At 40.6% G+C, this 26,311-nt stretch carries 33 protein-coding genes; 28 read left to right on the forward strand and 5 right to left on the reverse strand.

Going from position 1 to position 26,311, the window contains the following annotated elements; all coding sequences use genetic code 11:
• Positions 1 to 18 precede the first annotated feature (18 nt).
• Positions 19 to 714 (forward strand): aspartate/glutamate racemase family protein, encoded by a 696-nt coding sequence (locus tag ACNSN3_RS03485; protein ID WP_418608579.1) that lies wholly within the window; start codon positions 19 to 21, stop codon positions 712 to 714.
• Between the two features lie 74 nt (positions 715 to 788).
• Here ACNSN3_RS03485 and ACNSN3_RS03490 read toward each other — a convergent pair whose 3' ends face one another.
• From ACNSN3_RS03490 to flgA, 5 genes are all read right to left on the reverse strand, one after another.
• Positions 789 to 986, reverse strand: coding sequence for a CsbD family protein (locus ACNSN3_RS03490; protein ID WP_418608580.1), 198 nt, complete (start codon positions 984 to 986; stop codon positions 789 to 791).
• A 339-nt stretch (positions 987 to 1,325) separates the two neighbouring features.
• Positions 1,326 to 2,843 carry a DUF3360 family protein gene (locus ACNSN3_RS03495; RefSeq protein ID WP_418608581.1) on the reverse strand — a complete coding sequence of 506 codons (1,518 nt, stop codon included), beginning with the start codon at positions 2,841 to 2,843 and terminating at the stop codon, positions 1,326 to 1,328.
• 506 nt (positions 2,844 to 3,349) lie between these two features.
• Positions 3,350 to 3,772: a flagellar export chaperone FlgN gene (gene flgN / locus ACNSN3_RS03500; RefSeq protein WP_010391136.1), complete on the reverse strand. Its 423-nt coding sequence runs from the start codon at positions 3,770 to 3,772 to the stop codon at positions 3,350 to 3,352.
• Entirely contained in the window at positions 3,769 to 4,059 is a 291-nt protein-coding gene (flgM, locus tag ACNSN3_RS03505) for a flagellar biosynthesis anti-sigma factor FlgM (RefSeq protein WP_016899394.1), read from the reverse strand. Before flgM ends, flgN begins: the two co-directional genes overlap by 4 nt.
• A gap of 93 nt (positions 4,060 to 4,152) precedes the next feature.
• Complete coding sequence (gene flgA, locus ACNSN3_RS03510; RefSeq protein ID WP_418608582.1) at positions 4,153 to 4,914, reverse strand: flagellar basal body P-ring formation chaperone FlgA; 762 nt, start codon at positions 4,912 to 4,914, stop codon at positions 4,153 to 4,155.
• Between the two features lie 59 nt (positions 4,915 to 4,973).
• Between flgA and flgB the strand changes: the two genes are divergently transcribed.
• The 27 genes from flgB to fliR all read left to right on the forward strand — a co-directional run bounded on the left by flgB (position 4,974) and on the right by fliR (position 26,309).
• Positions 4,974 to 5,393, forward strand: a complete 420-nt coding sequence (flgB, locus tag ACNSN3_RS03515) for a flagellar basal body rod protein FlgB (RefSeq protein WP_010391142.1) — start codon at positions 4,974 to 4,976, stop codon at positions 5,391 to 5,393.
• A complete protein-coding gene (flgC, locus tag ACNSN3_RS03520) occupies positions 5,393 to 5,809 on the forward strand; it encodes a flagellar basal body rod protein FlgC (RefSeq protein WP_010391144.1) in 417 nt (138 codons plus the stop codon). The genes flgB and flgC overlap by 1 nt, the downstream gene beginning before the upstream one ends.
• 4 nt (positions 5,810 to 5,813) lie before the next feature.
• Positions 5,814 to 6,467: a flagellar hook assembly protein FlgD gene (locus ACNSN3_RS03525; RefSeq protein ID WP_054202054.1), complete on the forward strand. Its 654-nt coding sequence runs from the start codon at positions 5,814 to 5,816 to the stop codon at positions 6,465 to 6,467.
• 18 nt (positions 6,468 to 6,485) lie between these two features.
• Positions 6,486 to 7,814, forward strand: a complete 1,329-nt coding sequence (locus ACNSN3_RS03530) for a flagellar hook protein FlgE (protein WP_010391149.1) — start codon at positions 6,486 to 6,488, stop codon at positions 7,812 to 7,814.
• Between the two features lie 11 nt (positions 7,815 to 7,825).
• Positions 7,826 to 8,557 carry a flagellar basal body rod protein FlgF gene (locus ACNSN3_RS03535; protein WP_010391152.1) on the forward strand — a complete coding sequence of 244 codons (732 nt, stop codon included), beginning with the start codon at positions 7,826 to 7,828 and terminating at the stop codon, positions 8,555 to 8,557.
• 14 nt (positions 8,558 to 8,571) lie between these two features.
• The gene (gene flgG, locus ACNSN3_RS03540; protein ID WP_010391154.1) at positions 8,572 to 9,357 is read left to right on the forward strand and encodes a flagellar basal-body rod protein FlgG; all 786 of its coding nucleotides are present in this window, start codon (positions 8,572 to 8,574) and stop codon (positions 9,355 to 9,357) included.
• 2 nt (positions 9,358 to 9,359) lie between these two features.
• Entirely contained in the window at positions 9,360 to 10,082 is a 723-nt protein-coding gene (locus ACNSN3_RS03545) for a flagellar basal body L-ring protein FlgH (RefSeq protein ID WP_418608583.1), read from the forward strand.
• A gap of 18 nt (positions 10,083 to 10,100) precedes the next feature.
• The gene (locus ACNSN3_RS03550; RefSeq protein WP_010391158.1) at positions 10,101 to 11,210 is read left to right on the forward strand and encodes a flagellar basal body P-ring protein FlgI; all 1,110 of its coding nucleotides are present in this window, start codon (positions 10,101 to 10,103) and stop codon (positions 11,208 to 11,210) included.
• A gap of 11 nt (positions 11,211 to 11,221) precedes the next feature.
• Entirely contained in the window at positions 11,222 to 11,683 is a 462-nt protein-coding gene (locus ACNSN3_RS03555) for a rod-binding protein (RefSeq protein ID WP_055011657.1), read from the forward strand.
• Positions 11,684 to 11,689: 6 nt separating this feature from the next.
• Positions 11,690 to 12,997 carry a flagellar hook-associated protein FlgK gene (gene flgK, locus ACNSN3_RS03560; protein WP_418608584.1) on the forward strand — a complete coding sequence of 436 codons (1,308 nt, stop codon included), beginning with the start codon at positions 11,690 to 11,692 and terminating at the stop codon, positions 12,995 to 12,997.
• Between the two features lie 12 nt (positions 12,998 to 13,009).
• Positions 13,010 to 13,906 (forward strand): flagellar hook-associated protein FlgL, encoded by an 897-nt coding sequence (flgL, locus tag ACNSN3_RS03565; protein WP_013464386.1) that lies wholly within the window; start codon positions 13,010 to 13,012, stop codon positions 13,904 to 13,906.
• A 26-nt stretch (positions 13,907 to 13,932) separates the two neighbouring features.
• Complete coding sequence (locus ACNSN3_RS03570) at positions 13,933 to 14,958, forward strand: flagellin (protein ID WP_418608585.1); 1,026 nt, start codon at positions 13,933 to 13,935, stop codon at positions 14,956 to 14,958.
• Positions 14,959 to 15,192: 234 nt separating this feature from the next.
• On the forward strand, positions 15,193 to 16,113 hold the full coding sequence (locus ACNSN3_RS03575) for a flagellin (RefSeq protein WP_418608586.1): 921 nt from the start codon (positions 15,193 to 15,195) through the stop codon (positions 16,111 to 16,113).
• A 124-nt stretch (positions 16,114 to 16,237) separates the two neighbouring features.
• Entirely contained in the window at positions 16,238 to 17,536 is a 1,299-nt protein-coding gene (gene fliD, locus ACNSN3_RS03580) for a flagellar filament capping protein FliD (protein ID WP_418608587.1), read from the forward strand.
• Positions 17,537 to 17,542: 6 nt separating this feature from the next.
• Positions 17,543 to 17,929: a flagellar export chaperone FliS gene (fliS, locus tag ACNSN3_RS03585; protein WP_010391173.1), complete on the forward strand. Its 387-nt coding sequence runs from the start codon at positions 17,543 to 17,545 to the stop codon at positions 17,927 to 17,929.
• Positions 17,930 to 18,172: 243 nt separating this feature from the next.
• A complete protein-coding gene (locus tag ACNSN3_RS03590; protein WP_235575561.1) occupies positions 18,173 to 18,490 on the forward strand; it encodes a hypothetical protein in 318 nt (105 codons plus the stop codon).
• Positions 18,487 to 19,776 carry a flagellar hook-length control protein FliK gene (locus ACNSN3_RS03595; RefSeq protein WP_418608588.1) on the forward strand — a complete coding sequence of 430 codons (1,290 nt, stop codon included), beginning with the start codon at positions 18,487 to 18,489 and terminating at the stop codon, positions 19,774 to 19,776. The genes ACNSN3_RS03590 and ACNSN3_RS03595 overlap by 4 nt, the downstream gene beginning before the upstream one ends.
• 25 nt (positions 19,777 to 19,801) lie before the next feature.
• Entirely contained in the window at positions 19,802 to 20,233 is a 432-nt protein-coding gene (locus tag ACNSN3_RS03600; RefSeq protein ID WP_013464390.1) for a flagellar basal body-associated FliL family protein, read from the forward strand.
• 9 nt (positions 20,234 to 20,242) lie between these two features.
• Positions 20,243 to 20,965 (forward strand): FliA/WhiG family RNA polymerase sigma factor, encoded by a 723-nt coding sequence (locus ACNSN3_RS03605; protein ID WP_418608589.1) that lies wholly within the window; start codon positions 20,243 to 20,245, stop codon positions 20,963 to 20,965.
• A 17-nt stretch (positions 20,966 to 20,982) separates the two neighbouring features.
• A complete protein-coding gene (gene motA / locus ACNSN3_RS03610; RefSeq protein ID WP_010391179.1) occupies positions 20,983 to 21,846 on the forward strand; it encodes a flagellar motor stator protein MotA in 864 nt (287 codons plus the stop codon).
• On the forward strand, positions 21,846 to 22,844 hold the full coding sequence (locus tag ACNSN3_RS03615; RefSeq protein WP_418608590.1) for a flagellar motor protein MotB: 999 nt from the start codon (positions 21,846 to 21,848) through the stop codon (positions 22,842 to 22,844). The genes motA and ACNSN3_RS03615 overlap by 1 nt, the downstream gene beginning before the upstream one ends.
• Positions 22,837 to 23,235, forward strand: a complete 399-nt coding sequence (locus tag ACNSN3_RS03620) for a PilZ domain-containing protein (protein WP_010391182.1) — start codon at positions 22,837 to 22,839, stop codon at positions 23,233 to 23,235. Before ACNSN3_RS03615 ends, ACNSN3_RS03620 begins: the two co-directional genes overlap by 8 nt.
• A gap of 33 nt (positions 23,236 to 23,268) precedes the next feature.
• A complete protein-coding gene (locus ACNSN3_RS03625; RefSeq protein WP_138569976.1) occupies positions 23,269 to 24,174 on the forward strand; it encodes a FliM/FliN family flagellar motor switch protein in 906 nt (301 codons plus the stop codon).
• A gap of 3 nt (positions 24,175 to 24,177) precedes the next feature.
• A complete protein-coding gene (locus ACNSN3_RS03630) occupies positions 24,178 to 24,510 on the forward strand; it encodes a FliM/FliN family flagellar motor switch protein (RefSeq protein WP_418608591.1) in 333 nt (110 codons plus the stop codon).
• Between the two features lie 4 nt (positions 24,511 to 24,514).
• Positions 24,515 to 25,267, forward strand: a complete 753-nt coding sequence (gene fliP, locus ACNSN3_RS03635; protein ID WP_075170636.1) for a flagellar type III secretion system pore protein FliP — start codon at positions 24,515 to 24,517, stop codon at positions 25,265 to 25,267.
• Positions 25,264 to 25,533, forward strand: coding sequence for a flagellar biosynthetic protein FliQ (locus ACNSN3_RS03640; RefSeq protein ID WP_010391187.1), 270 nt, complete (start codon positions 25,264 to 25,266; stop codon positions 25,531 to 25,533). The genes fliP and ACNSN3_RS03640 overlap by 4 nt, the downstream gene beginning before the upstream one ends.
• Positions 25,530 to 26,309, forward strand: a complete 780-nt coding sequence (fliR, locus tag ACNSN3_RS03645) for a flagellar biosynthetic protein FliR (RefSeq protein WP_418608592.1) — start codon at positions 25,530 to 25,532, stop codon at positions 26,307 to 26,309. The genes ACNSN3_RS03640 and fliR overlap by 4 nt, the downstream gene beginning before the upstream one ends.
• The last annotated feature ends 2 nt before the right edge of the window (positions 26,310 to 26,311 follow it).

Raw genomic sequence — 26,311 nt, forward strand, 5'->3', positions numbered from 1 at the left:
CGAGAGAGGGAACTAGCTATGAAAACAATCGGTATGTTAGGAGGCATGAGTTGGGAGTCAACAGCCAGCTATTACAAAGCTTTAAACGAAGGCGTTAAAAACTCATTGGGTGGACTACATAGTGCTAAAATTTGTATGGTGAGCGTCGATTTTGCAAAAATTGAAGCACTACAGCATCAAGGCGATTGGCATCAAACAGCTAAGTTACTCACCAAGGCAGCTAAATCTGTAGAGGGTGGTGGTGCCGACTTTTTACTTATTTGTACCAACACTATGCATAAAGTGGCCGATGAGATTGCCAGTAATATTACCATTCCTATTTTGCACATCGCCGATGCCACCGCCGAGCAATTAAAGCACGATGGCATTACGCGAGTAGGGTTATTGGGCACGCAATTTACAATGGAGCAAAACTTTTACAAAGAGCGTTTAACCGATAAGCATAACATTGAGGTATTAATACCTGAGCCTAATGAGCGAAAGCGTGTGCACGAGGTTATTTATTCGCAGTTATGCCAAGGGATTATTGATGACGATTCGCGAGCCGATTATGTGCGTATTATAGAGCGATTATTTGAGCAAGGCGCGCAGGCCATCATTTTAGGTTGTACTGAAATCGCCTTGTTGGTAAAGCCACAACATACGCAGGTTCCGCTTTACGATACCACCAAAATACATGCCGAGGCAGCAGTGAAGTTAGCGCTGGCAAAATAGTTAAGCTTGAGATAACAAAAAACCGCCAATTGGCGGTTTTTTATTAGCAAGTAAAGCTGTTAACACGCTTTATATTAATGACCTTTCTCAAAGTCATTTACTTCGCTCTCGGCTTCATCTTTGGATTTACCGTATTTTTGCTGAATTTTACCAACAAGCTCGGTACGGCTACCCTCAATTTTATCTAAATCATCGTTGGTAAGATCGCCCCATTTTTGTTGCGCTTTACCTTTAAGTTCTTTCCAGTTTCCTTCGATACGATCGCTATTCATAATTAGCTCCTTATTAAGAGTGATGATTTTTCATTTTAAAAGCGTTACTAATAAAATGATTTTTAACGTTCACTTATATAGGTGCAAAGCCTATACCAGAAAGTGAAATGTTTAATTTCATTTATATATCAACTGGTTATGGTTTTTTTGATACATAAGGTTTTTTAGCTGGTGGCGAGTTTTATAAAAATTCTGCAGGGTGGCTTGTAATTATTTCAGGGACTGTTACTTCAGGGCTGTTACTTCAAGGGGGATTATTGCAAGTACACTGTGCTGGTTTTTTATAAGTACAATAAAAAAGCGAGCTATTAAAGCTCGCTTTGCTGTTTAATAAAGGAATTAATGTCTAAAGCTTGGCATTAGCGCAGGAATGCCTGGTAGCATACCTACCAGTGCCATTACACCGGTTAATAATACAAACATTATAAGTGGGATGACCCAGCGACTCATTCGCGATAAATCAGCACTTCTTTCTTTACAGCCAATAAGGCCCAAGTTATCAAGTAGCATAGTTAGTGACCAACCAAATGCAGGGTTTACTAGGCTTGATGCAAACACCACAATGGCGGCTGATTGGGTGGTTTTACCTTCACGGGTCATTTCCATACCCGCTTCAAGTAGTGGAATAAACACCCCTACAATTAATGCAACACACAATACTGGCTGCCAAATAGCTAAGTCCATTGGATAGCCCCAAACACCCGCGATAATACAAAATAACGCAGTTAAAATTGCGCCTGCAGGAATAGGGCGTTTTGCAATAGCTGCAGGAACAATGTAAGTGCCCCAAGATGACGCAAAGTTAGCACCGCCTAATAGCGAGCCAAAGGTTTGTCTTGTTGATGCGCTAAGCATGGTATCGTCAATATTCATTTGTACTTTTTCAGTACGCTCTGGGTAACTAATTTTTTGAAATACTTGATGGCCTAAAAAGTCAGGCGACCACATAGCAACTGCTAAAACTGCAAAAGGAAGTACAACTACAAAGCTTTCTGCTGTTGGTAAGCCAAGCATCCAGCCGGTGTTTTCGCCCCACCAGTACATAGGGTTCATGTTTGGTAAGCCCGGTGCAGTATGAAACTCAAACGGTGCACCCAATGCAAAAGCAGTAAAACCACCAATTAAACAGCTCAGTGGCACGGCTAACCAGCGTTTTTTGTAATGCTCCAATAAAGCATAAAGTAAAATTGTGGCTAAGATTACAATAAAGGCAATATGGGTCATTTGAATTTCTTCAGCCCATGCAAACAGCTTTTTAACTTGTGAAATGGTACCCACAAAGCCTAAATAAAGAAGTAAGCCACCACACACTCCTTTACTGGTGAGCTTGGCCATGAGACTGCCGCCTTTACTAAATGCTAATATCAATCCAAAGGCTCCTATGAGCAAACCAAAGGCCATAGGGTGTCCGCCTGCGGCAACCACAATAGGAATTAATGGAATGAGTGGGCCATGAGTACCCGCTAAGTTAGCGGTCGGTAAAATAAAGCCAGAAAATAGTAAAATAAATAACGAAACAATTAAAAGTTCGTAGCGTACGTTTTCAAGTACAAAGTCATCACTTAAGCCTAAAGGGCCTGCAAACGTGGCAGCAATGGCTGCAACCATCACAACTTTACCTATAGTTGCGGCCATCGCTGGAATGGTGTCTTCAAATTCAAAGCGATAATCTCTAAACGGTAAATTTGGACGCCAGCGTTTTGGCTGCATAATTTGCAGCTCGTGCTCTAGGTAAGCGTCGCGGCTTTCAAACTCAGAGCTTGGCTTATGAAGATTTTCATAGCTATCGGACACGGTTTGAGTATCCGCTCCTGATATAGCATCAGATGAATTATCATCTAGCGGCTTGGTGGTCATGACTTCTCCTGCAACTTAGTTGCTAACTCAAAATAAAAATACAGCTTTTACAAAGCAAATGAACGTTGAGTGCGCAGGGTAAAACAGCTTGCTACAGATTGTAATTAGGCAAAAGGTCGTGCATAGCCCAGTTTAACGCTTTGTAAGTGTTAACAAAAATAGCAAAGGGATGTGTTGTAACTGGCTTGTTAAATTTAAAAGGTCTTTAAATTCAGTGGTTTATTGTTTTGTTTTTACAGTGTGATCTTGTCATGCAGAATAGCGAAAAGGTCATAAAATCAGCAGATTCAGCAGCAATCATTCTTTAGTCTAATAAAGGTGACGTTAGCCGCTATTTGCTTATTATAAATACAATTAGCCGCAAAGTTGCACAAAAGCTAATAATACTAAGTTTTAGCGAAACAACTATTTTTGGACTCAAGATAGGGTTTTAAAGGTAATAATAGGAGTAAAGTGAAAATATAGCGCAAAGTGACTAAACAAGAAAATGCCTTTATGTAACGTATTTATAAAGGCATTTCTGGGTAAGCTTGTTTGTTTTCACCGCCAGTTAAGCGCTGTAATAACCGACGTTGGCTTGAAAGTAATTGCCCTGAGCGTTCATTCATTATTTTGCAGGTTTTAGTTTTTAGCTCAAGCTGATGCAATAGCTTAGTAGTAAGGGTGTTTATATCAACAGGTAGAAGCGCGGTTAATTGTGCTAAACCTTCTTTGCCACCTTGCAAGCCTAAACTCACCAAAAAGCCATCGCGCTGGTTGTGCGATTCATTTAAGCTTTCTAAAAAGCCGAGCATTTTTTTATTATGTGTTTCTAGCTGCACATTACGTTGGCTTAGCAATTCGTATTGCGTTTCAAGTAATTCAATTAAAGCGTCTAGCTTAGTAATGTCTTGTTGCAGACTTACAATATACTCTTTTACAGTTTTCATTTTTTATGAAGTTCAACCATAGCGTTAACGGTTTCATCAATATTAATTTTAAATTCACCACTGGCAATTGCCGCTTTCATTTGGGCTACTTTATCCATATCAACGTCTGGCTTTGCAGCTAAATCTTGAAATGTTGAGTCTATTGATTTACTTAATGCACTCACTGAATTTACTTGCTCTTGTTTAGCCGCTACAGGTTGTTGCTCTGGTTTTGCATCCAGTGATGAACGCTGGTTTGTTTTTTGGCTTTGTTCAACCGCAGTGGTTGTTATTGCGCTTATATTCATTGTTTGTTACCTAATTCGTTTATCGAATTTATATTGCTTAGTTTATATCAGCGACCAAGTACAAGCATTACTTAACTTTTATTTCGACATTTTTTAAAACGCGGCTTCTGCCACACCTTGCGCAATTACTCTTCCCTGAACTACTTTTTTTGATGATAAATTTTTTACATTAATAACCTCACCAAGCTGGCCATCTTCAAGAGCGATGGCTTTAACATTGGCTGAGAAAGTTGCGGTCGTTATTTGTAGTGAAATATGCTCATTTTTATTGATTAAATACTGCTTTTCTAGGTATCGGTTGGAGATCACTGTGCCTTTATCAATTTCGCGTTTAACGGTGAGTCCAACTAGCTGGTCAATACTTGTTTCGCCTTGGTGGCGGTGCTTACCTAAATCCACGCCTTTATATTCTAAGTCTTGCTTATTAAGCACTTTACCTCGGTTTAAAGTGTGCTTGGCAGCTACTAGGTTTATCCACACACTTACTTTGGCACTGGCTCTAAAACGCCAAGCAGGCGATGGGCAAGATACAGAAATACTCACCCTGCCTGCAGGTGGCGTGTGATTTTGTGAGCGAGTGATTTGCAATTCATCACAGCTTAAATTTTCGCTGCCTTTAGGAATAAATAATTCTATATCTTGTCGCTGACTTTGCGAATTAACTGAGCGCAAATAGCTCTTAATTTCACTGTGCAAAAACTGCCGAATTTCTTTATCAAAATTAATGGGGATGGCCATAGCATGAGCTGGCAGAAGTCCAATAGTTAAAAGTAAGCGGAAAAGCCAACGCTTCCCTTGGGGAAGTTTAGCTTCCGTGTGTTGGGCTGTTTTTTGCTCTTTTTTTATGTAAGTCATTGAAAAAATATACTTTTAAAAGTTGGCATAAAGGTTGTTATACACAAGGTAGAAAGTGTATGCGAAGCGCGAAAGCATACAAGAAACAAAAATTAGAGGCAACAATGGAACTATTTGATAAAGCGTTAGGTGTTCACCCTTTTTCAATGAAATTAAGGTTAGACAGAGCAGAAGTCATTGCCAGTAACTTGGCTAATGTTGACACGCCTGGGTTTAAATCTCGAGATGTAGATTACCGTCAAATTATGCAAAGTGTTTCATCCAGTTTTTCGCAAAACAGAGATGTTGATTTTGCTGGTGTACAAACGGATGAACTTAAATATCGCGTTCCTTATCAACCATCAAGTGATGGCAACACTGTTGAGTTAAATATTGAGCAAGCAAAATTTGCCAGCAACAGTATGGATTTTCAAACCAGTTTGACCTTCTTAAATATGAAAATAAATGGCTTACATAAAGTTATTTCAGGGAAATCATAATGTCTTTTAATTCAATTTATGACGCTAGCGGCAGCGCCATGCGCGCTCAAGTTATTCGCCTCGATACCATTGCATCTAACCTAGCCAATGCCGATACCGCAGCCGGTTCAGAAGCCGACGCTTACAAGGCACTTAAACCAGTATTTTCTGCTTTGTACAAACAAACACAAGACAGCCAATCAATTTCAGCCTCGGTTGATGTATTAGGGATCACTGAGTCAAATCGTGCGGTAGAGCAGCGCTACGAGCCAAATAATCCAATTGCTAACAACGATGGTTATGTATTTTACTCCAACGTAAATGCACTTGAAGAAATGGCCGACATGATGTCTGCAAGTCGTAGCTACCAAACATCTGTTGAAGTTATGGGGCGTGTAAATAGCATGCAGCAAAGCATTCTTAAGTTAGGACAATAATTTTATGCAAGTTAATTCAGCCGTTCCAAGCGCAGCCGACGGGGCAAAAAACACTACGAATATTGCCGGTAATAGCTCAGCAGATGAAATGTCGACCATGTTTTTAGAGTTACTTGTTGCGCAAATTAGTAATCAAAATCCATTACAACCTATGGACGGCACTCAATATGTGAGCCAGCTTGCGGAGTTTTCTAATGTTGAGTCGTTACAAAGCATTCGCCAAAACACCGCCGATGGTTTGGATTATGTGAGCAGCTTAGCGGTGCTTGAAGCCACTAATATGGTTGGCCAAACGGTTGATGTACAAGCAAGCAGTATTGCTCTTGAACAAGATGGCAGTGTCTCTGGCATGGTTAATTTAGGGGAAGCGGCAGACTCTGTCACTGTGCAACTTTATAACCAAGATGGTGAATTAGTTGAAGAAAAACAACTGCCTTATTCTGGAGTCGGTTCATTGCGTTTTGAATTTGAAAACCAAGAAGCCGGTGCGTATGCAGTGAGAGCGTATGCCACTACTGAAGAGGTACCAAAGCAGCTTGATACTTGGCTAAGTGGTGAGGTTGAGCGTGTTTCTGTAGGTAAATCGTTAGAAGATATTTTATTACAAGTCGATGGTTTGGGTAATTTTGGTATCACTGAAATTAATCAAGTGGCATAAATAAGAGGAATAAATAATATGTCTATGTTCAATATAGGATTAAGTGGTCTTAAAAGTACCCAAACAGGATTAGAAGTAACCAGTAATAATATTGCTAACTCGGGTACTGCTGGTTATAAAAATAACACCGCAGAATTTGCCGCGGTTTATAACGGCAGTCAACGCGGCGGCGTTAAAGTTGCCAATGTTAAAGAAGATTTTGTCACCGGTGGTGAAATTGTGCGCACCGGTAATGCGCTGGATATTGCTATTGATGGCCAAGGTTTTTTTGCCATATCAGAAAACGGCCGTACGGCTTACACCCAAGCAGGCCAGTTTCAGTTAGATAACGACTTAAATATTGTTAATGCCAACGGCGGCAAACTGCAAGGTTTTGGCGTGTCTCAGGTTGATGGTGGTGATCCGACAATTGTACCGGGTGTATTAACCGATTTAAAAATTGAAGCCTCAAACATAGAAGCACAAGCCAGTACCAATATTAACTTTAACGGTAACTTAAGTTCTTCTAGCGACGTGATTGCTTATCCTACAGCTCCAGCGGTATTTGATCCTAAAGATGGTAGCCAATATAACTTTTCTCAATCTACCGAAGTATTCGACTCCTTAGGTAACAGCCATGTAATGACCCAGTATTTTAACCATACGGGTAGCAACGAATGGCAAGCGATGTTTTTCTTAGATGGTAAACCCCTTACTCAAGCTCAGCTTTCAGCGCTTGGTGCGACGACAGGTACTCAAGCTATTGATGATGGTGCGGGTGGTTCAATTAACGCCGGTACCATTACACTTAACTTTGATACCGATGGCCAAATGGTGCCGTTTTCAGGCGACTTAACGGCGGTTGATTTAGAGGTACCTATTACTTCAACGCCAGGTAATGCAGAAATAACCAGTGGCGCAGCAGCATTAAATATCGCGCTTAAATTCGATGGTACAACGCAGTTTGGTTCAAGTTTCAGTGTTAACGAAAACGATGCCAACGGCTATACCTCAGGGGCGTTTTCTGGTGTGAAGGTTGAAGACGACGGCCGTGTATTTGCAACATTTACTAACGGTGAATCTAAATTACAAGGCCAAGTTGTACTTGCCTCGTTTGCGAACGTTGATGGTTTAGAGCAAGGCAGTAATACCGTGTGGTATCAAACTGAAGAGTCAGGCTCTGCACTTTATGGCGAGCCTGAAAGTGGCTCACTGGGTAAATTACTGTCGGGTTCATTTATGGGCTCAAATGTTGATATTAGTGAACAGCTGGTTGGCTTAATGTCATTTCAACAAAATTACCAAGCCAATGCTAAAACCATCAGCAGTGCTGATGAAATGATGCAAATTTTATTTAGTAACACCTAAGGAAGCTGAGCGTGGAAAAGTTAATTTATACCGCCGTTTCGGGTGCTGAACTTAATAATACCGCCTTACGCGTTGCTGCAAATAACTTAGCAAATGTTAGCACCGTAGGTTTTAAGGCCGACTTAGAGCAAGCGCAATCAATGATGGTACAAGGCGAGGGCTTTCGTACTCGTTACCACGCGCAACTAACACCAGTAACTACTGACTTATCGTCAGGCCCAATCATGGACACTGGCCGTAATCTTGATTTAGCACTGAGCAACGGCGGTTATTTAGAGGTGATGGATGACAATGGCGAACCGGCTTATACCCGCGCGGGTAATTTAGTGGTTGATGCCGATGGCTTTATTACTGTTAATGGCCGACGTGTGCAAGGTGACGGTGGCGATATTCAACTTCCTGAGTTTGGTGATATTGAAATTGGCTCAAACGGCATGATCAACCTAACCCCCATTGGCGGCGGTGTAATTGCAGAAGATGCGCAAATTAAATTAGCCAGTACCGATGCAAACTTAATTAAAGGTGCTGATGGCTTACTCAGAGCTAACGATTTACAGCCGCTTGAAGCCGACGAAACAATTACAGTAAGAACCGGTGCTTTAGAAGGTTCTAATGTGAATGCGGTGGCTGAAATGATCAAAACAATGAATATTAGCCGCCAATTTGAAATGAACGTAAAAATGATGAAGTCTGCTGACGAATTAGCGACCAGCGGCAATAAGCTTATCAGTGGACGTGGGTAAATAGGAAGCCAAACATGAATTCAGCATTATGGGTGAGTAAAACCGGTCTTGCAGCGCAAGATTTAAGAATGACAACAATATCGAATAACCTAGCGAACGTAAGCACTGCCGGTTTTAAAAAAGACAGAGCGGTATTTGAAGATTTATTTTACCAAGTACAAAAACAGCCTGGCGCGCAAGTAGATGAGCTTAATCAGCTGCCATCTGGGATTCAGGTGGGAACCGGTGTTCGTATTAACGGTACGCAAAAGCAATTTACCGAAGGTAGCTTTGAAACAACCAGCAATCAGTTAGATGTGGCCATTGCAGGGCAAGGCTTTTTTCAAATTGAAAGCCCTGACGGCGAGTTATTATTTACCCGTAACGGTCAGTTTCAGCTTAACTCCGAGTCATTACTGGTAAACAGCAACGGCTTACCATTGGCACAAAATATTGCGCTACCAGAGGGCACCACTAAAGTGAGTATTGGCACCGACGGCACCGTTACTGCGGTAGTGGGTAAAGATGCGCAAGCGGTTGAGTTAGGTCAAATGTTAACAGTTAACTTTGCAAATCCTGCAGGCTTACAAAGCTTAGGTGGTAATTTGTACCGCGAAACAGCAGCATCGGGTGAACCTGTTGAGGGGATCCCCGGTGAAGATGCTTTTGGTGGCTTACAACAATTTACTATTGAAGGCTCAAACGTGAGCGTTGTTGATGAAATGGTAAGCATGATTGCCGTACAGCGCGCTTACGAGATGAACGCTAAAGTGGTCTCTGCGGCAGATGAAATGCTGCGCTTTATAAACCAAAACGTATGATTATGATGAATAGGTTAACATTATTTTTGCTGCTTTTAGGTGTTGCTGGTTGTAGCAATACCCCGTCAAAAACCCAAATGGTGGAATGCGAAGTGGTGTATGGGGAAGTTAAATGTCCGCAAAACACCACTCAAAAATCAGTTCAAGACTATGAAATAAGCCAAGATGCCTATGCACAGGGTTTGAATCAGCAAGATGGTAGCTTATTTCAAGATAACTATATGTTTTCTTTGTATGCAGATAAACGTGCTTACCGAGTTGGCGATATTTTAACTGTGGTGCTTAACGAGCGCACGCAATCAAGTAAAAGTGCCGATTCGAGTTTAGATAAAAGTACCGACTTGGATGTTTCAGTGCCAGTTGCTGGTGCACTCAATGTAGCTGATTTTAATTTGGGTATAGGCTCGAGTGCCAAGTTTGACGGTGAAAGCAGCGCCAGCCAACAAAACTTCCTCAGTGGCGCTATTACCGTGCGGGTTAATCATGTTTTATCTAATGGGTCGCTGGTTATTAAAGGGCGTAAGCAAATTAAACTTAATCAAGGCGATGAATACATTGAAATTGAAGGGCTAGTTCGCCCTGGCGATATTGATGTAAGTAACCGTGTTTCGTCGCTTCGTATTGCTGAAGCGCAAATAAGCTATACCGGCAAAGGCACATTGGCTGATGCGAATCGCCCAGGTTGGTTTACCACTTTATTTACCCGATTCTTAAACCCGTTCTAAGGGATTACTGAGGTTTTAATGAAATATTTACTATTAATGCTAGTGTGCTTTTTTAGCCTATTAGCGCCTGCAACTGTGACCGCCAAAGCACGTCCATTATTAGATATTGTTGATGTGCTAGGTGTGCGAGAAAACCAACTCGTGGGTTACGGTTTAGTAGTGGGCTTGCCGGGGTCGGGTGATAAAGCCCAAGTAAAATTTGCCGGCCAATCGCTAAGTAATATGCTAAAGCAATTTGGTGTCTCTGTAGATGAAGAGCGATTACCAAAATCAAAAAATATAGCGGCTGTTGCTGTCCATGCTACGTTACCGCCAATGGGAAGCCCAGGTCAAGCGATTGATGTAACTGTGAACTCATTAGGCGATGCAAAAAGCTTACATGGTGGCAGCTTAATGTTGACCCCGTTAAAAGGGGTTGATGGCAAAGTGTATGCGCTAGCACAAGGTAATTTAGTGGTGGGCGGCATTAATGCTAGCGGTAAAAGTGGCTCCTCGGTGACTGTTAATGTGCCTACTTCAGGGCTTATTCCTAATGGTGCAATTATTGAGCGCAGTGTTATGGCTATGTATGAAAGTCAAAGTGATGTAATTCTTAATTTAAAAGATCCAAATTATCAAACTGCCCGCAATGTTGTACGTGCTATCAATAAAGTATTTGGGCCTGATGTAGCTACTGCTGAAAACTGGGCGCGCTTAGTGGTTAGTGCGCCAAGCGATGCCAATAGTCGCAACACGTTTATGTCGATGCTACAAGATATTACTGTAGAGCAAGGTTCTGAGCGCCCAAAAATTGTATTTAATAGCCGCACAGGTACTGTCGTAATGAACAATACAGTGCGAGTTAATCAGGCTGCGGTTAACCATGGCAATTTAACCATTACCATAAGTGAACAAGAGCAAGTGTCGCAACCAGGGCCGTTTTCAAATGGCCAAACTACGACCACGCAATCAAGTGATATCACAGTAGATCAACAACAAAAAAATATGCTGTTGTGGCCTGAAGGCACCTCATTAGATGAAATTGTAAAAGCGGTAAATGCACTTGGCGCAACGCCAGCCGAGCTTATGTCGATATTAATTGCACTTGATAATGCTGGGGCTCTAGAAGCCGAGCTATTAGTTATTTAAAGGAAATAGCCATGAAAATAGAGTCATCAACCCAATTATCTCAGTCATTAGCGATTGACCCGACCCATCTTGAAAACATTACTGGCAACAGTGAGGCAGGCGTTAAACAGGCGGCAGAGCAGTTTGAAGCTATTTTTTTACAGCTGGTATTAAAAAGTATGGATAGCACCACCAAAACTATGGCCGGTGACAATGGTTTTTTTAATAGTAACGAGCAAGCGCAATTTAGAGATATGCATAATGCTCAAACCGCGCAGCATTTAGCGTCAACTCATCAACTGGGTTTAGCCGAAGCGATTGTTAAGCAGTTTGATGAGAAAATTGCCCCCATAGAAAATACATTTAAGAATAGCCAAAGCTTGGTCGCTAATGATCAACATAAAGGTGCTGAAAGCGTTGAGCCAACCCAAAGCTATGATATTTATGCGGGATCGGCATTTGTTCAGCCATTGAATGCTAATACGATTAGGTAGTTAATTATGTCTATGTTAAATAACGCGTTAAGCGGCCTCAATGCTGCAAATATTGCACTGACTGTGTCAGGGCAAAATGTCGCGAATGCAGCCGTTGAGGGTTATTCGCGTCAGCAAGCTCAATTTAAAACCTCTAATGTATATTTAGGCGGGGTTGAGGTGGCGTCTGTTGATCGGGTTGTTGACGCCTTTTTAAATGACGATATTTGGCGCACTAATTCTGATACCACTTATTATGAAAACAAACAGTCATATCTAGGTTTTATTGAGCAAATCATTGGTACCGACTCGTTAAACTTAAATAACTCCCTTGCAAGCCTAACAGATGCACTCAATGCTGCAGCAACCAAGCCTGATTCACAGGCTTTCAGGCAACAATTTTTATCCTCTGCAGAGGGCTTTATGCAAGATATTGCGCAAATTAATGGCGCTTTGGCAGGACAAGCAACAAAGTTAAATGCACAAATGAGTAATGTGGCGCTTAATGTGTCTTCTATTACTAAGCAAATAGCCGAAATTAACAGTAGCATTGGATTAGCAACAGCAAACAAGCAATCAACCGCAGAGTTAAAAGATAATCGAGAACGCCTAGTAAACCAGTTATCAGGGCATATTGGCGTGTCTATTGTTGAGCGAGATAATGGCTTTATTGATATTAGTACCTTAAGTGGTGCCCCGCTGGTGGTAGGGAGTAAAGCGGCATCAATCTCAGTAAATGGAACAACAGTAACGAGTAACTTTATTGGTCAAGAATTCACCCTTGATAAAAACGTTGGTGGTCAATTTGGTGGCTTAATAAGCGTTGATAACGATGTAATAAAACCAACCCTTGCAACCTTAAATAGCTTAGTTGCCGACCTTGCCGATGATATGAATGATGCATTACAAAGTGGTTTTGATTTAAATAACGACCCCGGTGAAGCACTGTTTACATACAATCCATTAAACCCATTAGGGACGATTGAGATTAACCCTGCGATCACCACTGATAAACTTGGTTTTAAAGACAGTAGTACCTCAGGACCTGGTGATAACTCTAATATTGCTAATATTGTTGCTTCAATGGCAGGAAAAGGCGATAAGTTTACGTTATTAGTAGGAGATCTTGCTATTACTAGTAAGCAAAACTTAAATAGCATTACCACCGCTACTAATTTAAGTGAAAACGCCATTGCTGCGCGCGATAGCTACAGCGGGGTGAACCTTGATGAAGAGGCGGCAAACTTAATGCATTTTCAACAAATGTACAGTGCCAATGCCAAAGTGATCAGCACAGCAGATCAAATGTTTAAATCTTTACTGCAAATGTTTTAAAAGGGCAATGTTATGCGAGTTAGTAGTCATCAGTTTCATTTAAATTCAATCAAAAACATTCAAAGTAATACTGAAAACTTTAACGAAAAATCAATTCAGTTAGCAACCAATAAGCGTATTCTCAAGCCCTCAGATGATCCGCTTGGCACTGTAATGATCATGAACCTAGGTTCAGAAATAAAATCGTTAGAGCAATACAAAACCAATATGGATGCAGTTAACTTTTCATTAGGTCAACAAGAAGTACAGCTAACCGGTATTGTTAACCAAATATATTCATTGCAAAGTTTAATTACCACCGCAGCTGATGGTTCAATGGGCGAGGCAGAAATTAAAGCACTCGGCCAAGAAATGAGTGTGGCTTTTCCGGCAATTGTTGATTTACTAAATGCAACCGACAGCGATGGACAATATTATTTTTCGGGTAGTAAAACCGATGAAAAACCGTTTCAAATTGATGCGACGGGTAATTATGTTTATGCCGGTGACGATATTGTCCGAGAAGTCGCTGTATCTGACGACTCAAGTGTAAAAAACAATATCGTAGGTAATGATTTAGATCCTGGTGCCGGTTTTTTAAATGCCATGCAAGACTATCTTGTTGATGTAAATAATCCGCCAGCAGGTGGTGTTGGCAATCAATCACGGGTGATGATAGATAAATTAGCTGACTTTTTAGGTACTATTAGTAGCCAAGTGACCACCATAGGCTCTACTATGGCTTCGCTTGATTCGATTACAACGAGTAATCTAGATATCACCACATTTACGGTTAATTTGCAGGACGATTTAAGTGCTGTAGATTATCCAGAAGCGTTTATTTCGATGAATGAATCTATGGCGGCGTATGAATCCTCGATGCAGGTTTACTCGACAGTAAGTAAACTTTCATTGTTTTCATACATTTAAAATTATAATACTTTCAGGAACTAACTATGCTGGTTAAAAGTAGCGAAAAAGCGCAAGCAATTGACTTGGTTAATACCAATAAATCGGATGCACTCGTTACATCAACAAAGGATTCTGCTAACAATTTGTGGAAAAACAAAATTGTTGCCAGAGAGGACCAAGTTAAAGTACTGACTGGCTGGGCGCAGCGCGGGGCACTGAGTCAAGCGCTAGCAAAAGCCGAACAAAGCGAAAGCACTATTCGTAATTTGTATATGGGGCTTGAAAAATTAGCACAACAATTAAATACCCAAGCTGCTAACACTCAGCCACAACCCATGCAACAACAGCAAATTAAAGTGCAAATAGCGTCATTACAAAACACAGCAAATAAAAAAGGCTCAGGACTTGATACTCAGCTGAAAATAACGGATCCAAATCGCGCTATTAGCAAACAGCTTAATGCAAATATAGACCTGCTTAGCGCACGTCCACATGAAGAAAATATCCAGTTAGTGATGGGTCGCTCGGGCAAATCATTAAGCTTAAAGATACCAGCCTATCAAGATGAAAAAACCAATTTAACTGCCATTCAAAATGCGTTTGCACCACATCATATAAATGTTGAGCTTAATCGTGAAAACCGTCTGCTTTTTAGTGCGCAAAAAGATAATGCGGCTCCACTTTTAGAGCCTTGGGTGATGAGTGGTCAAGGTGTACGAATTGCTGCAGGAAACCCGATTTCTTTGCAGCTCAATGATTTAGATAACCCTCTGAATGAACTTGCTAAAATAGCCGATAAAAATGCCACTATTGCTCAGCACCGAGAGCAAATCCAAACTGCGCAGCGCCATTTAAAAGCGAATTTAATAAAAATTCAGGCACAAAAACAACAATTACAAAGCCAACTAGAGCAGCTTGACTCTGCTAGTTCATTAGCTAACACTGATGAACTACTTGCTTTAAGTCTAGGGGTTAAACAGCACATGCAAAACCCAAGTGTAAATAGTGTGGCTGCGATTATGTCGCAAGCAAACATTACTCGTAATATGGTGCAATACTCACTCACCTAATTTTTTAATGCAGCAATTTAGTATTGCTGCATCGTTTTTTATTTCTGCGATTCCGCTTATCTGCTTTTAGCCAACGAAAATGCCTATTTTACCCGCTTTGAACACATTGCTTAAAAAAATATAAAAATAATTAGAAAAAAGTTTAGGTAATTAAAAATATGGTCGCTCTTAGTTATTAGAAGGTGATTTAGGTTCACTAATTACTTTAGCTATTCATTCAAAGAGGAAATAAACATGGCTTTATCAATTCAATCAAACATGGCTTCAATGTCAATCCAAAACCAACTTGGTCGTAGCAACAACGATTTATCTACAGCGCTTGAGCGTTTAGGTTCTGGTTTTAAAATTAACTCTGCAAAAGATGATGCGGCTGGTCTACAAATCGCTTCACGTCTAAACGCACAAGTACGTGGCCAAGATGCCGCACTTTATAACTCAAACAATGCAATGTCGATGATGCAAACAGCCGAAGGCGCGTTTGATGAAATGACTAACATCGCTTATCGCATGAAAGAGCTCGCTACCCAAGGTGCCAATGGTACAAATGGCACAAAAGAAAATGAAGCACTTAACGCTGAGTTTATTGCTTTAGAAGATGAGTTTGCAAGCATTTTACAAAATACTAATTATGGTGGCACAAAGTTACTTGCACAAACGGTAGGTGCTGATGTCGCTGCCGCTGCAGGAACAAGAGCTGTTTCTGCATCAGGTCTAGGTAAGTTCTCTGATACTGCTACTGCTGTAACTTTTCAGGTTGGCTCATCAACTGATGAAGTCCTAAGCGTAGGTGTAGGCGCAGAAGTACAGGCACTTCATACAGCAGTTAATACGGTCACTGGCGCACAAAACTCTATAGCTGATTTAAGCACTCAAGCTGATTCTTTAGCTGGAATTGCGAATATTGATACGCTTATTGAATCAATTGGTTCAGCTCGTTCTGCGATGGGTGCATCAATGAATCGTCTTGAGCACACTATGAATAACGTAACCAACATGAAAGAAAACACTCAAGCAGCAGCTGGCACATTAATGGATGCTGACTTCGCAGCAGAAACATCTAACATGACTAAGCAACAGTTACTTATGAATTCAGGTATTTCTGTACTGAGCACAGCTAACAGCACAACACAAATGATTGGCTCATTACTTCGTTAATAGTGATTAATCAATTAAGTATGTATAGCTACACCTAAGGTGTAGCTATTATTGTTTATAGTCATAAGTAAAAATATTTATCTTAGATTTTTTTGCTTATAACTAAAATGCTTGGAGAATAAAAATGAGTGCTGCATTAGGAATTAATCCTGGTCAACTAGCCAGTCAATATACACAAATTGAGCGAGCTTCAAAAGATCAGCTCTTAAATTCTAAAAGTAGTGATTTTAGCAATAAAATTAAAGCATTTGACGGTTTAAAAAGTAACTTATCAAGCTTTTTTGATGATTTAAAAGCGAACTTAAAAGATACCAGTAGTTTGTTTGCTAATACCGTTACAGCTAGTGACGCTTCGTCGTTAACTGTTAATGCTAATGGCACGGCAGCCAGTGGTGAGTATGATGTATTTGTGGAGCAATTAGCACAAGCACACCAAGTGGCATTGAGTTTTGATCCGGCTAAAGCGCTACCCACTGATGGTGAGTTAAGTATTGATTTGGCAGGCAGTGCGTTTAGTGTTGACTTTGCAAGCCTTGGCGCCGATGCATCACTAACTGATGTTGTTAATGCCATCAACTCACATGTTGATAATAGCGGTGTTAAAGCCTCTGTTGTGCGCTCTGGCACAGAAACCTTTTTAACTTTAACCAGTGCTGAGTCGGGTGTTGCTAATCAGGTGGGGGTAAGCTTTACTGAAGGTACGGATGCCAATAGTAGTGATATCACCAATGCCATAACAAACAAACAAGATTTAACCTTAGCGCAAGATGCGATTGTCAAGCTTGGGACTAATTCAGCACTTACAATCACCTCAAGCAGTAATAAACTCGATACGGTTATTGATGGGGTAACGATTGATTTAACGAAGGCGCAGCCGCTGGGCGATCAGCCAATTCATATATCGATTAGCCAAGACCAAGAAAGCTCTAAAGAAAATATTCAAAATTTTATTAATGCCTTCAATGGTTTAACCAAGAGCATTACCTCTAATGAGTCTTTAAAAAGAGATAGCTTATCGGCAGGACTCGCGCGTTCTTTACGTAATGACTTTCAAGGAACATTTGAAGGTAAAACCCTGTTCTCTGTGGGTATTGAGTTTGATCGTAGCGGTAACTTAAAAATAGATAGTAAAAAGCTTGAAGAAGCCATGGCTACCAATCCAGAGCAGTTAACTAGCATGTTGACGGGTGAGAATGGCTTAATGGCCAAGTTAGAAGCGCGAGTAGAGCCCTATACTAAAAGCTATGGTTTGATGACCGATAAAAAAAATACACTACAATCTAGTTTAGATATTGTAGTTAGGCAACAAAAAGATCATGAAGTGTCTATGGAGCAAGTGTACCAACGCTACTTGTCGCAGTTTACACAAATGCAACAGACTATTGCACAATTAGAATCTACAATGGGTCAATTTGGGAGCTAAACATAGATGTTAGATTTAAATGATGGCTTTTCAGCCTATAAAAGTACATCAGTAGATGCAAAAGCGGCCAGTGCCGATATTCATAAATTAGTATTGATGTTATTTGATGGTTTTTCAGATGAGCTTGAAAAAGTCACAGGCCACATAAAACAAAAAAGATACGATAAAAAAGCCGAAAGTATTGAAAAGCTAATGCGCATTTTAGGCGGGCTTGAGGCCTCATTAGATCTTGAAAAAGGCGGTGAAGTAGCGCAAAACATGCAAAACCTTTATCAGCATTGTGGGCAAGCATTATTGCAAGCCAGTATAAAAAATGACTTGAGCTATATTGACTCCACCCGTGTAGTGATGACCAACCTGCAAGAAGGGTGGCAAGGCTTAGGTACACAATAAACAAATCTAAACCAGCTACCAATAGCTGGTTTTTTCATTTTCAACACGGCTTTTTTATATCTCCCCCCACTGCCTAAATAATTATTCAATTCATTATTAATAAAATATCACTTCCTTCCGATGTGGAAGTTCCGCTTCCGCTTTTTGGGTTTTTATTTTATTTTTTGTTATAAAACAGTAGCTTAAAGTTGGCTTGTTTATTGCTAAATGAAACATGAACTTATAATGAATTTAGTATTGCTAATGGAACACTCTCAAAAATACGCAGCGCAAAAAATGGAACAATTACTTAGCACCATGGAAGATGCTATCCATGAGAGTAATTGGTATGAGGTTAAATCAGCCGATAAGCAGCTGCTTGCATTTTATAATGAGCTGCAAAATATGCCTTGCTTTAGTTCAATGAAGGCTGAACAAAATAACTTAAAAGCACGTTACGTTGACTTAATCGACCTAGTGAGCCAAAAACAAGCGGCCATTAAAGTACAAATGCAGCGCCACCAGGAAGATAAAGAAGGTTTAATTGCGTATAAAAAAGTACAACAAGGACAGTCACTGTGAGTATCCAAGCAAATACTATGGCGACAAAGACTGACTTTGGCAGTGCCACTAATAAACCAACCATCTTAAAGAGCAGTACACCTGCAGATGCGCAAGAACAACAGAGCGAGCTTGAGCCGTTTACGCTTTCTTCAAAGCAACAGCAAACAAAACAGCAAAATGTGCAAGGTGAACAACCTCAAGAAAGTTCAGAACAACTAGCGCAAGAAGATGCCATTACAGAAACACAAGAAATAATAAATCCGTACTTTTTAAACACTGCAAATTATAATCTTGATAGCAATAAAATAAACGCGCCTGTCACAAATTTACTCAACTCAAATAGTAACCTTGATCTTGATAACGGCACTGCAGCAGTGGAAACACCACCAGCACAACTTGTTATTGATGAGCAGTTAAAGAGTAAGCCTTTAGAGACTCTGCACGAAGAAGGCATTATAACTCAAGAGTCAGCTAAAACTGCGTCTGTACAAAATATGACAGTGCATAGTGATGTTTTAACTGTGCCTGCTGCAGCTATAAATGTAGCGCCAGCGAATACACCCGTTAATAAAGAATTAAATACACTCGATTTAGCCAAAGCACCACAAACATTGTATTCGCAAGCGCTTTTGAATCGATTAAATCAACCTTCGGTAGTGTTGAATACTTATGGACACGCGCAATCAAGTAGCCCAACCAATGAGCAGCTAGCTGCACAACCGAGTATTGGGCTCAGTAAGCTCGAGCTTGCTGCACTGACACAAAACACGCAATCGAAACTTCTCAACGTTGAATCTCGTGAAGGCAGCAATCAAAAATCAGCATTAGTGAATGCTTTTTCATCTGCCGCACCTACGACAGAGAGCTTTGAATGGCAAAAAGAGAAATTAAAAGAGGCTCCCAGTGAATGGGGGCAGCGTTTATTGCATGTACTTGGCGATAAGGTAAAGCTGCAAATAGGCCAGCAACTTCAGCGTGCGCAAATTAGATTAGATCCTCCAAACCTAGGCAGTATTGAAATATCTATCAATATTGAAGGGGATAAAACCTCAGTCAGTTTAACTACGAGTAATGCGCAGGTTAGAGATGCCATAGCGCAAACTCTAGAGCAGTTACGTCAGTCTTTGTCGCAAAACTCAAACAGTACAGTGGATGTTAATTTGAGTGATAAACAGCAGCAATCTCAACAGCAAAGCGACAATAGCGACATTGCAAATAATCATACCGAGATGCCTTCAATGGATGATGACAACAGCACTCGCACACCTAAGTCACCATTAGATTGGTTGGATTTATTAGTATAACTACCTTGGATTAAGAGAGATAAAAGTGAAAAAAATAATAATAGCCCTAACTGTAATTGCACTTATTGCGGCTGCATTTTTTGCGGGACAGTTTTTTAACGACAGTGACTCATCAAAAGAAGGTCCGCAAGCAGATATAACAAAAGTTGAATACCACGAAATGGAGCGCTTTATTATAAGCGTATCAGAGGACTCAATTGCCCGCTATTTAGTACTCGACTTGGTACTTGTTACTTCACCATCTGTATACAATACAGGCACAGAGGCGATGGAGCCGCTTGTAAGAAATGTACTGGTAAAACAGTTTGCCAATATGAGTCATAGCCAAGCAAAAGCGGCTTTTAAAGATATAGATGCGGTACAAAAAAACTTACTAGAGCAGTTTAATTTAGTGTTAGCGAATACGGTATCTGTTCGATTGGATAACGTACTTATTACGAATGTCTTCATTCAATAGGCCATCGCTATGATGCTGCAAGAAGAGTGGGGCGAGTTAATAACAGAACCACCAGTCACCTTAACGCCACAAAAAGAGACGCAACTATTATCGCAGTACGCTTTTTTGGTGAATCGAGCGGCTGCGCACATGCGCACTCAAGTGGGCGTTATTGTCGATAATGATGATATTTATCAAATAGGCATTATTGCGCTGCTGTCGTCTATTCGTCGCTATGGTCGGGATTTAGATGAGAAGTTTGCTGCATTTGCGTTTAAGCGTATTCGTGGCGCTATGTTAGATGAATTTAGGCGTGTTGATTGGCGCCCACGACAGTTAAGGCAGCAGTCTCATCAGCTTCGTGATATGAGCCGTTCACTGCAAAAAAAGCTCGGTCGTGATGCAACAGACACCGAAATGTGTGAGGTGTTAGGAATTAACCATAAAGAGCTTATTCAACTGCATTACAGTGAGCAAGCCGAAGCATTTGATAGCCTTGAAGCGCTATTGGAAGCTAACCCTAATTTAGCGCTCACCTCTGCACATACACACGACAAAGAAGAGACAGCAGCCATGCTAAAAGTGGCGATGAGCAAACTGAATACCCGAGAAAAGCTGCTCTTGCAATTATATTACATGCACGAAATGAATATGAAAGAAATAGCGTTAACGCTCGATTTAACCGAGGCACGTGTTTGCCAACTTCATAAACAAGCACTTGAAGCGCTTACACAAGCGCTTCAAAAAATCTAATACCTAAGGAATAAAGAATGCAAAGAGTTATAGGGTTAATAGTAGTACTTGCAACAGTATTAGGTGGTTTTGCGTTTGCGGGCGGCAACATTGCCACTATGTGGCAGCCATACGAGTTTTTAATTATTTTTGGCGCAGGTTTAGGGGCGCTAATTGTGGGTAATTCAAAGTATGTACTGACAGAAATGCTATCGCAATTAAAGTATCAATTTATTAGTGGTAAAGGAACCGATACGTCTGAGCTGTACCATGACTTACTACTCGTTATTTACTCTTTATTAGACTTAGCCAGAGTGAAAGGCATTAAAGGATTAGATGAGCATGTTGAAAACCCAGAAACCAGTTCTATTTTTCTTGCCTACCCTAAAGTGTATGAGTTCCCACAGCTAGTTACTTTTATTTGCGATAACTTACGTTTATTTAGTATGGGAAAAATAAACTCTCATGACTTTGATGCCATGTTAGAGCAAGAGATTTATACCATTGAAGAGCAACGTCTTAAACCTTCTCATTCACTTGCTAATATAGCTGAAGCTATGCCAGGTTTTGGTATTTTAGCAGCGGTTGGCGGCATTATTATTACCATGCAGCATCTTGATGGACCTTTAAGTGAAATTGGCTACCATGTAGCAGCGGCGTTGGTGGGTACTTTTATTGGTATTTTTGCTTGTTACTGTTTAATTGCACCCCTTGCCTCAGCGATGGAGCAGTATGTAAAAAAACAAGTGGCGATGTTTGAATGTGTGCGTGCCATGTTAGTGGCGCATGCTAAAGGGCATGTGCCTATTGTGGCGACTGATTCAGGCCGAAAATTAATTAATGAAGAAATTAAACCGACCTTTACCACCATGGAAGAGTGGATCACTAACAAGGCGGCTTAATGATGGAAAACAAAAATCAAGAAATCGTCATCAAACGCTCTCGTAGAAGAGCAACCGAAAAGCCTCATGGTGGTGCTTGGAAGGTTGCCTTTGCCGATTTTACTTTGGCGATGATGGCGTTTTTTATGGTGATGTGGATCATGGCAATCACCAATGAATCTGAGCGTGAAGAAATAGCACACTATATGCGAACTCACTCAATTTTTGATGGTGGCCCCGCTATTTTTGATCCTCAAAACAGCCCATTCCCCGTTGATTTAGGGGGATCTCCTTCTGTAATTAAGCACTTAGAGTCGGGAATTACGCCTCCGGACTCTCCAAAACCTGGAATGAGTGAAGTATTACAAGTGCCCGATGGCACCGTTGAGCCTAAAGCAGGGCAAGGCGAGAAGTTAAATTCAGCGATTGATAGCCAATTTGAAGCTTCATCTGAGCTGAGCTTATTACTGGAAAGTATTGATGAACTCAGTAAAGAAGAGTTACTAAAAAATAACTTACTAGTTGAAGAAGTGCCCTTGGGGCTCAGAGTGATCATTAGAGACGACAAGCACCACCAAATGTTTGAACGCTCAAAGTCGCAAATGACTCCATTTTTTGAAGATCTGTTTCTATACCTTGGCGGATTAGTTAAAGACATTAATAACAAAATCATTATTTCTGGGCACAGCGATGCCAGCTTATTTGTTGATGGCAGCTCTCGTAATTGGGACATTTCTGGCGATAGAGCGCAGCAAGCAAGAAAAATAATGACCATGGGCGGAATGCCATCAAGTCAGGTGCTTCAAGTAAATGCGTTTTCATCAAATCGGCCAATTAATAAAGAAGATAAAAAAGCCAGTGAAAACAGACGTGTTGAACTGCTCATCTTAACTAAAGATGCGCAGGATAAATTTAACCAATTATTTGATGATAGCAACATTAACAATCCGATAAAAAAAGCGGCTGGTGCGGCAACGGCTAACAAACCCGTGCTACGTCTTGAAGAGAATTATGAGTAACCAACCAGACACTAAACGAAGTTACAAAAGATGGAACTTAAACCTTAAAGATAATTACGAGCCTGAGTCAGTTCAGCTTGGCGGAGTAGGCGTGCAGTTATTACGCCGTTGTTTTATTGATATTTCACTATGCCATGGTGTGGCAAAAGATATTAGCGTGGGCGGTGTGGGGTTATTAGTGCCTGCTGAAAAGACGATCCCCAATAAAATTATTGTGGTGTTTGATAAAACTAATCGATTGGCAGGCAAGGTGATGTATCGCCGTGCAGTGAGTGAAAAATTAATGTTTTTAGGGGTTGAGTGGATAAGCAAAAATGAGCGCTTACGCAGCGATATAGTTAATCGTTTACAGCTACAAGCCCAATTGAAAAAAGCAAAAAAACGAACATAAGCTGAATATAAATGAATCAGGAAAAACAGTGGTATGAGTAAAACGTTAAACGCTAAAACAAAGTTAATTAAAGCGAAAGATTCTGAGCATATTACGCCATTTGCACTCACGCTTGAGCAAAGAGCATATGAACAAGCACAACAAAAAGCAGCGCATATAAACGTTAATATTCGTAAAACTTTGGAGTTAGAGCTAGCCCAATTATTTAACGACAGCCGTTTTGATGTAGAAATTTCGCCTTGTTCGCATTCGGTTATTAGCAGTTGGTTTAAAGAATCCTCAAGGATATTTCTTGCCTGCCCTTTATTTGCCCCTACTCAAGGTGAGGCCTATTTAGCGCTTGATTATCAAAGTGCATATAAAACAGCTGATTTATGCTTAGGTGGGCAATTTAATAATGTGAACAGCACAGAGCAAGTCTCTGATGAGGTGAATAACGAATTAAGCTCAACAGAAAGCCGTATTTGTGGTCGTTTACTACAGCGCCAAGTGCAGGGCATTCAAGGCTTATTATTTAGAGAACGCTCAGCGTTATTAGGTGAGATACAAAAGTCTCATGCCTTACCTGAAGCATTACAATATTTAGCCTTTAAAGTGCGGTTTATATTAGAAAACCAAGTAATAAGTTGGTTTTTATGGCTGCCAATTAGCTTTTTTTGCGCAGCTGATAGCGAGCAAGATTCTGCAAATAGTGACACTCTCAATACTGATATGTGGGCACAGTTTGCGGTGCAAGGTCAGATTGAAATGGCGAAGAAAAAAGTCACTTTAAAGCAATTAAAAGCTTGTGTGGCCGGCGGTGTATTACCAATTGAACTTAATGAAGCTGCACTATTTAACCTAGGCCATAAACAAATATTTAAAGGCCAAGTCGTTGAGCAAGAGACTGGCTTAGCATTTCAAATCACACAATTATCAAACAATACAACGAGTAACTAAATTATGAACGAGAACCTTGATAGCGCCTTGGCGGGCTTAGAGCTTGATGCTTTTGATGGATTTGATGATAAATCTGCTAATAAAACTAACGAAGGAAATATGTCATTTTTTCAAGATGTTCCTCTACTCGTCACTCTTGAAGTAGCAAGTACTGAAATTACTTTAGGCGAGCTTAGCCAAGCCAAAGAAGGCGATGTGCTTAAGCTAGACAAAGTAGCCGGTGAAGCGCTTGATGTAAAAGTGAATGGGGTATTTTTTGCTAAAGCAGAAGTGGTAATGGTTGAAGGGCAGTATGGTTTGAAATTTGCTCAAACAGATACCGTAAAGGATCAATAAACAAATGAATAAACGCGTAATTTTTAAAGTTAGCCTATTGTTGATCATGTTGTTTTTACCAAGCTGGCTAAATGCAGAAGAACTTACGCTGTTTTCTCTAAAAGATACGGCCGACGGGCAAGACTATAGCGTTAAATTGCAAATACTTTTGCTAATGACGGTATTGAGTTTATTGCCTGCGCTATTGATGGTTTTAACGTCGTTTACCAGAATCATCATTGTATTGGCAATTTTGCGCCAAGCTATGGGATTACAACAAAGCCCACCGAATAAAATTTTAATTGGCATCTCACTGATGCTCACCATGTTGATTATGCGACCTGTTTGGCAGGATATTTACCAAAATGCATATACGCCTTTTCAGCAGCAAACCATAGGGTTAGAAGAAGCTTTACTCACCGCAGAAAAGCCTTTGCGTGCTTTTATGCTTAGGCAAACTCGCGAAAGTGAATTACGCCAAGTGTTATTAATTGCCAATGAGCCAACCACACTCACCGCGCAAGAGATTCCGTTTGAAGTATTAATGCCTGCCTTTGTACTAAGTGAGCTTACTACCGCTTTTCAAATTGGCTTTATGTTGTTTATTCCTTTTTTAATTATAGATTTAGTTGTCAGTAGTGTGCTGATGTCTATGGGTATGATGATGCTATCACCGCTGATCATTAGCTTACCGTTTAAGTTAATGGTGTTTGTACTTGCCGATGGCTGGTCAATGATAGCAGGTACGCTGGCAGCAACATTTGGAATGTCACCATGACCCCAGAAATGTCGGTAGAGCTTATTTCAAGCGCGGTTTATACCATCATAAAACTGATTTTAGTCTTAATTGTGCCGGGTTTAATACTAGGTATTGTGGTGGCCATTATTCAAGGGGCTACTTCTATTCAAGAGCAAACCCTAACGTTCTTACCACGTATGTTATTAACCTTATTAATGGTGGTGTTTGCGGGGCATTGGATGCTACAAATTTTGATTGATTGGTTTGATAAGCTCAAATTTATGTTACCTGGAGTATTTGGTTGAGCTCATTACTTGCTTTAACGTCTACTGACTTAGTCAGCTGGATGGGCACGCTTTGGTGGCCATTTGTACGTTTTTCTGCACTTTTATGGTCTATGCCGGTATTTGACAATCCGGCAGTAACGCCGCGCTCTCGTATTTTAGTGTCTATGATGTTGGCTTTTTTAGTTGCTCCGCAGTTACCACTTGCACCTGCTATTGACTTGTTTTCTTTAGATGCCGCCATCTTAACCTTCGAGCAAATTATTTTTGGGGTAATGATGGGGTTATCGCTGCGTATTTTGTTTGAAGTAATGGCAATGATAGGGCTGATCTTATCCATGCAGATGGGTTTATCAATGGCGCTTGTTATGGACCCCGGTAGTGGTAACCAAGTGGCATTATTGGGACAGTTATTTTGGATTATGTGTGCATTACTGTTTTTTGCCGCAGATGGTCACTTAATAACTCTACAAGTTATGGCAGAGAGCTTTCATAGCTTTCCGATTGGTCGCAGTATTTATGAGTTTGATATTCAGGCAATTATTATGTTGTTTGCGTGGATGTTTTCCTCTGCTTTATTGCTGTCGCTACCAGGGATAGTCGCCATGTTATTGGTTAACTTAACCTTTGGTGTAGCAAGTAGGGCGGCGCCGTCATTAAATATTTTTGTGCTGGGTTTCCCTATGTCGCTATTGATGGGGTTTTTCTGCGTATTTATGACCCTAGAGTACACAGGAAGTGCGTTTTCAAGGCTAACGTATCATGTGCTAACAACCTTTGCACAAGCGATGAGGTAGCG

It is taken from the genome of Pseudoalteromonas sp. US3C1004, assembly GCF_048401065.1.
GTDB classification, from domain to species: domain Bacteria; phylum Pseudomonadota; class Gammaproteobacteria; order Enterobacterales; family Alteromonadaceae; genus Pseudoalteromonas; species Pseudoalteromonas undina.

What these genes read in the sequence shown, in the direction of transcription:
- ACNSN3_RS03620 (WP_010391182.1), top strand. Translation starts at nt 22,837, where the DNA reads ATGAGTAACCAACCAGACACTAAACGAAGTTACAAAAGATGGAACTTA.
- ACNSN3_RS03495 (WP_418608581.1), bottom strand. Translation starts at nt 2,843, where the DNA reads ATGACCACCAAGCCGCTAGATGATAATTCATCTGATGCTATATCAGGA.
- ACNSN3_RS03575 (WP_418608586.1), top strand. Translation starts at nt 15,193, where the DNA reads ATGGCTTTATCAATTCAATCAAACATGGCTTCAATGTCAATCCAAAAC.
- ACNSN3_RS03530 (WP_010391149.1), top strand. Translation starts at nt 6,486, where the DNA reads ATGTCTATGTTCAATATAGGATTAAGTGGTCTTAAAAGTACCCAAACA.
- flgN (WP_010391136.1), bottom strand. Translation starts at nt 3,772, where the DNA reads ATGAAAACTGTAAAAGAGTATATTGTAAGTCTGCAACAAGACATTACT.
- flgL (WP_013464386.1), top strand. Translation starts at nt 13,010, where the DNA reads ATGCGAGTTAGTAGTCATCAGTTTCATTTAAATTCAATCAAAAACATT.
- ACNSN3_RS03590 (WP_235575561.1), top strand. Translation starts at nt 18,173, where the DNA reads ATGGAACACTCTCAAAAATACGCAGCGCAAAAAATGGAACAATTACTT.
- motA (WP_010391179.1), top strand. Translation starts at nt 20,983, where the DNA reads ATGCAAAGAGTTATAGGGTTAATAGTAGTACTTGCAACAGTATTAGGT.
- ACNSN3_RS03555 (WP_055011657.1), top strand. Translation starts at nt 11,222, where the DNA reads ATGAAAATAGAGTCATCAACCCAATTATCTCAGTCATTAGCGATTGAC.
- fliP (WP_075170636.1), top strand. Translation starts at nt 24,515, where the DNA reads ATGAATAAACGCGTAATTTTTAAAGTTAGCCTATTGTTGATCATGTTG.
- fliS (WP_010391173.1), top strand. Translation starts at nt 17,543, where the DNA reads ATGTTAGATTTAAATGATGGCTTTTCAGCCTATAAAAGTACATCAGTA.
- ACNSN3_RS03525 (WP_054202054.1), top strand. Translation starts at nt 5,814, where the DNA reads ATGCAAGTTAATTCAGCCGTTCCAAGCGCAGCCGACGGGGCAAAAAAC.
- ACNSN3_RS03630 (WP_418608591.1), top strand. Translation starts at nt 24,178, where the DNA reads ATGAACGAGAACCTTGATAGCGCCTTGGCGGGCTTAGAGCTTGATGCT.
- flgB (WP_010391142.1), top strand. Translation starts at nt 4,974, where the DNA reads ATGCGAAGCGCGAAAGCATACAAGAAACAAAAATTAGAGGCAACAATG.
- flgG (WP_010391154.1), top strand. Translation starts at nt 8,572, where the DNA reads ATGAATTCAGCATTATGGGTGAGTAAAACCGGTCTTGCAGCGCAAGAT.
- ACNSN3_RS03485 (WP_418608579.1), top strand. Translation starts at nt 19, where the DNA reads ATGAAAACAATCGGTATGTTAGGAGGCATGAGTTGGGAGTCAACAGCC.
- ACNSN3_RS03570 (WP_418608585.1), top strand. Translation starts at nt 13,933, where the DNA reads ATGCTGGTTAAAAGTAGCGAAAAAGCGCAAGCAATTGACTTGGTTAAT.
- ACNSN3_RS03640 (WP_010391187.1), top strand. Translation starts at nt 25,264, where the DNA reads ATGACCCCAGAAATGTCGGTAGAGCTTATTTCAAGCGCGGTTTATACC.
- flgM (WP_016899394.1), bottom strand. Translation starts at nt 4,059, where the DNA reads ATGAATATAAGCGCAATAACAACCACTGCGGTTGAACAAAGCCAAAAA.
- ACNSN3_RS03490 (WP_418608580.1), bottom strand. Translation starts at nt 986, where the DNA reads ATGAATAGCGATCGTATCGAAGGAAACTGGAAAGAACTTAAAGGTAAA.
- ACNSN3_RS03605 (WP_418608589.1), top strand. Translation starts at nt 20,243, where the DNA reads ATGATGCTGCAAGAAGAGTGGGGCGAGTTAATAACAGAACCACCAGTC.
- flgA (WP_418608582.1), bottom strand. Translation starts at nt 4,914, where the DNA reads ATGACTTACATAAAAAAAGAGCAAAAAACAGCCCAACACACGGAAGCT.
- flgC (WP_010391144.1), top strand. Translation starts at nt 5,393, where the DNA reads ATGTCTTTTAATTCAATTTATGACGCTAGCGGCAGCGCCATGCGCGCT.
- ACNSN3_RS03625 (WP_138569976.1), top strand. Translation starts at nt 23,269, where the DNA reads ATGAGTAAAACGTTAAACGCTAAAACAAAGTTAATTAAAGCGAAAGAT.
- ACNSN3_RS03545 (WP_418608583.1), top strand. Translation starts at nt 9,360, where the DNA reads ATGATGAATAGGTTAACATTATTTTTGCTGCTTTTAGGTGTTGCTGGT.
- flgK (WP_418608584.1), top strand. Translation starts at nt 11,690, where the DNA reads ATGTCTATGTTAAATAACGCGTTAAGCGGCCTCAATGCTGCAAATATT.
- fliD (WP_418608587.1), top strand. Translation starts at nt 16,238, where the DNA reads ATGAGTGCTGCATTAGGAATTAATCCTGGTCAACTAGCCAGTCAATAT.
- ACNSN3_RS03615 (WP_418608590.1), top strand. Translation starts at nt 21,846, where the DNA reads ATGATGGAAAACAAAAATCAAGAAATCGTCATCAAACGCTCTCGTAGA.
- ACNSN3_RS03550 (WP_010391158.1), top strand. Translation starts at nt 10,101, where the DNA reads ATGAAATATTTACTATTAATGCTAGTGTGCTTTTTTAGCCTATTAGCG.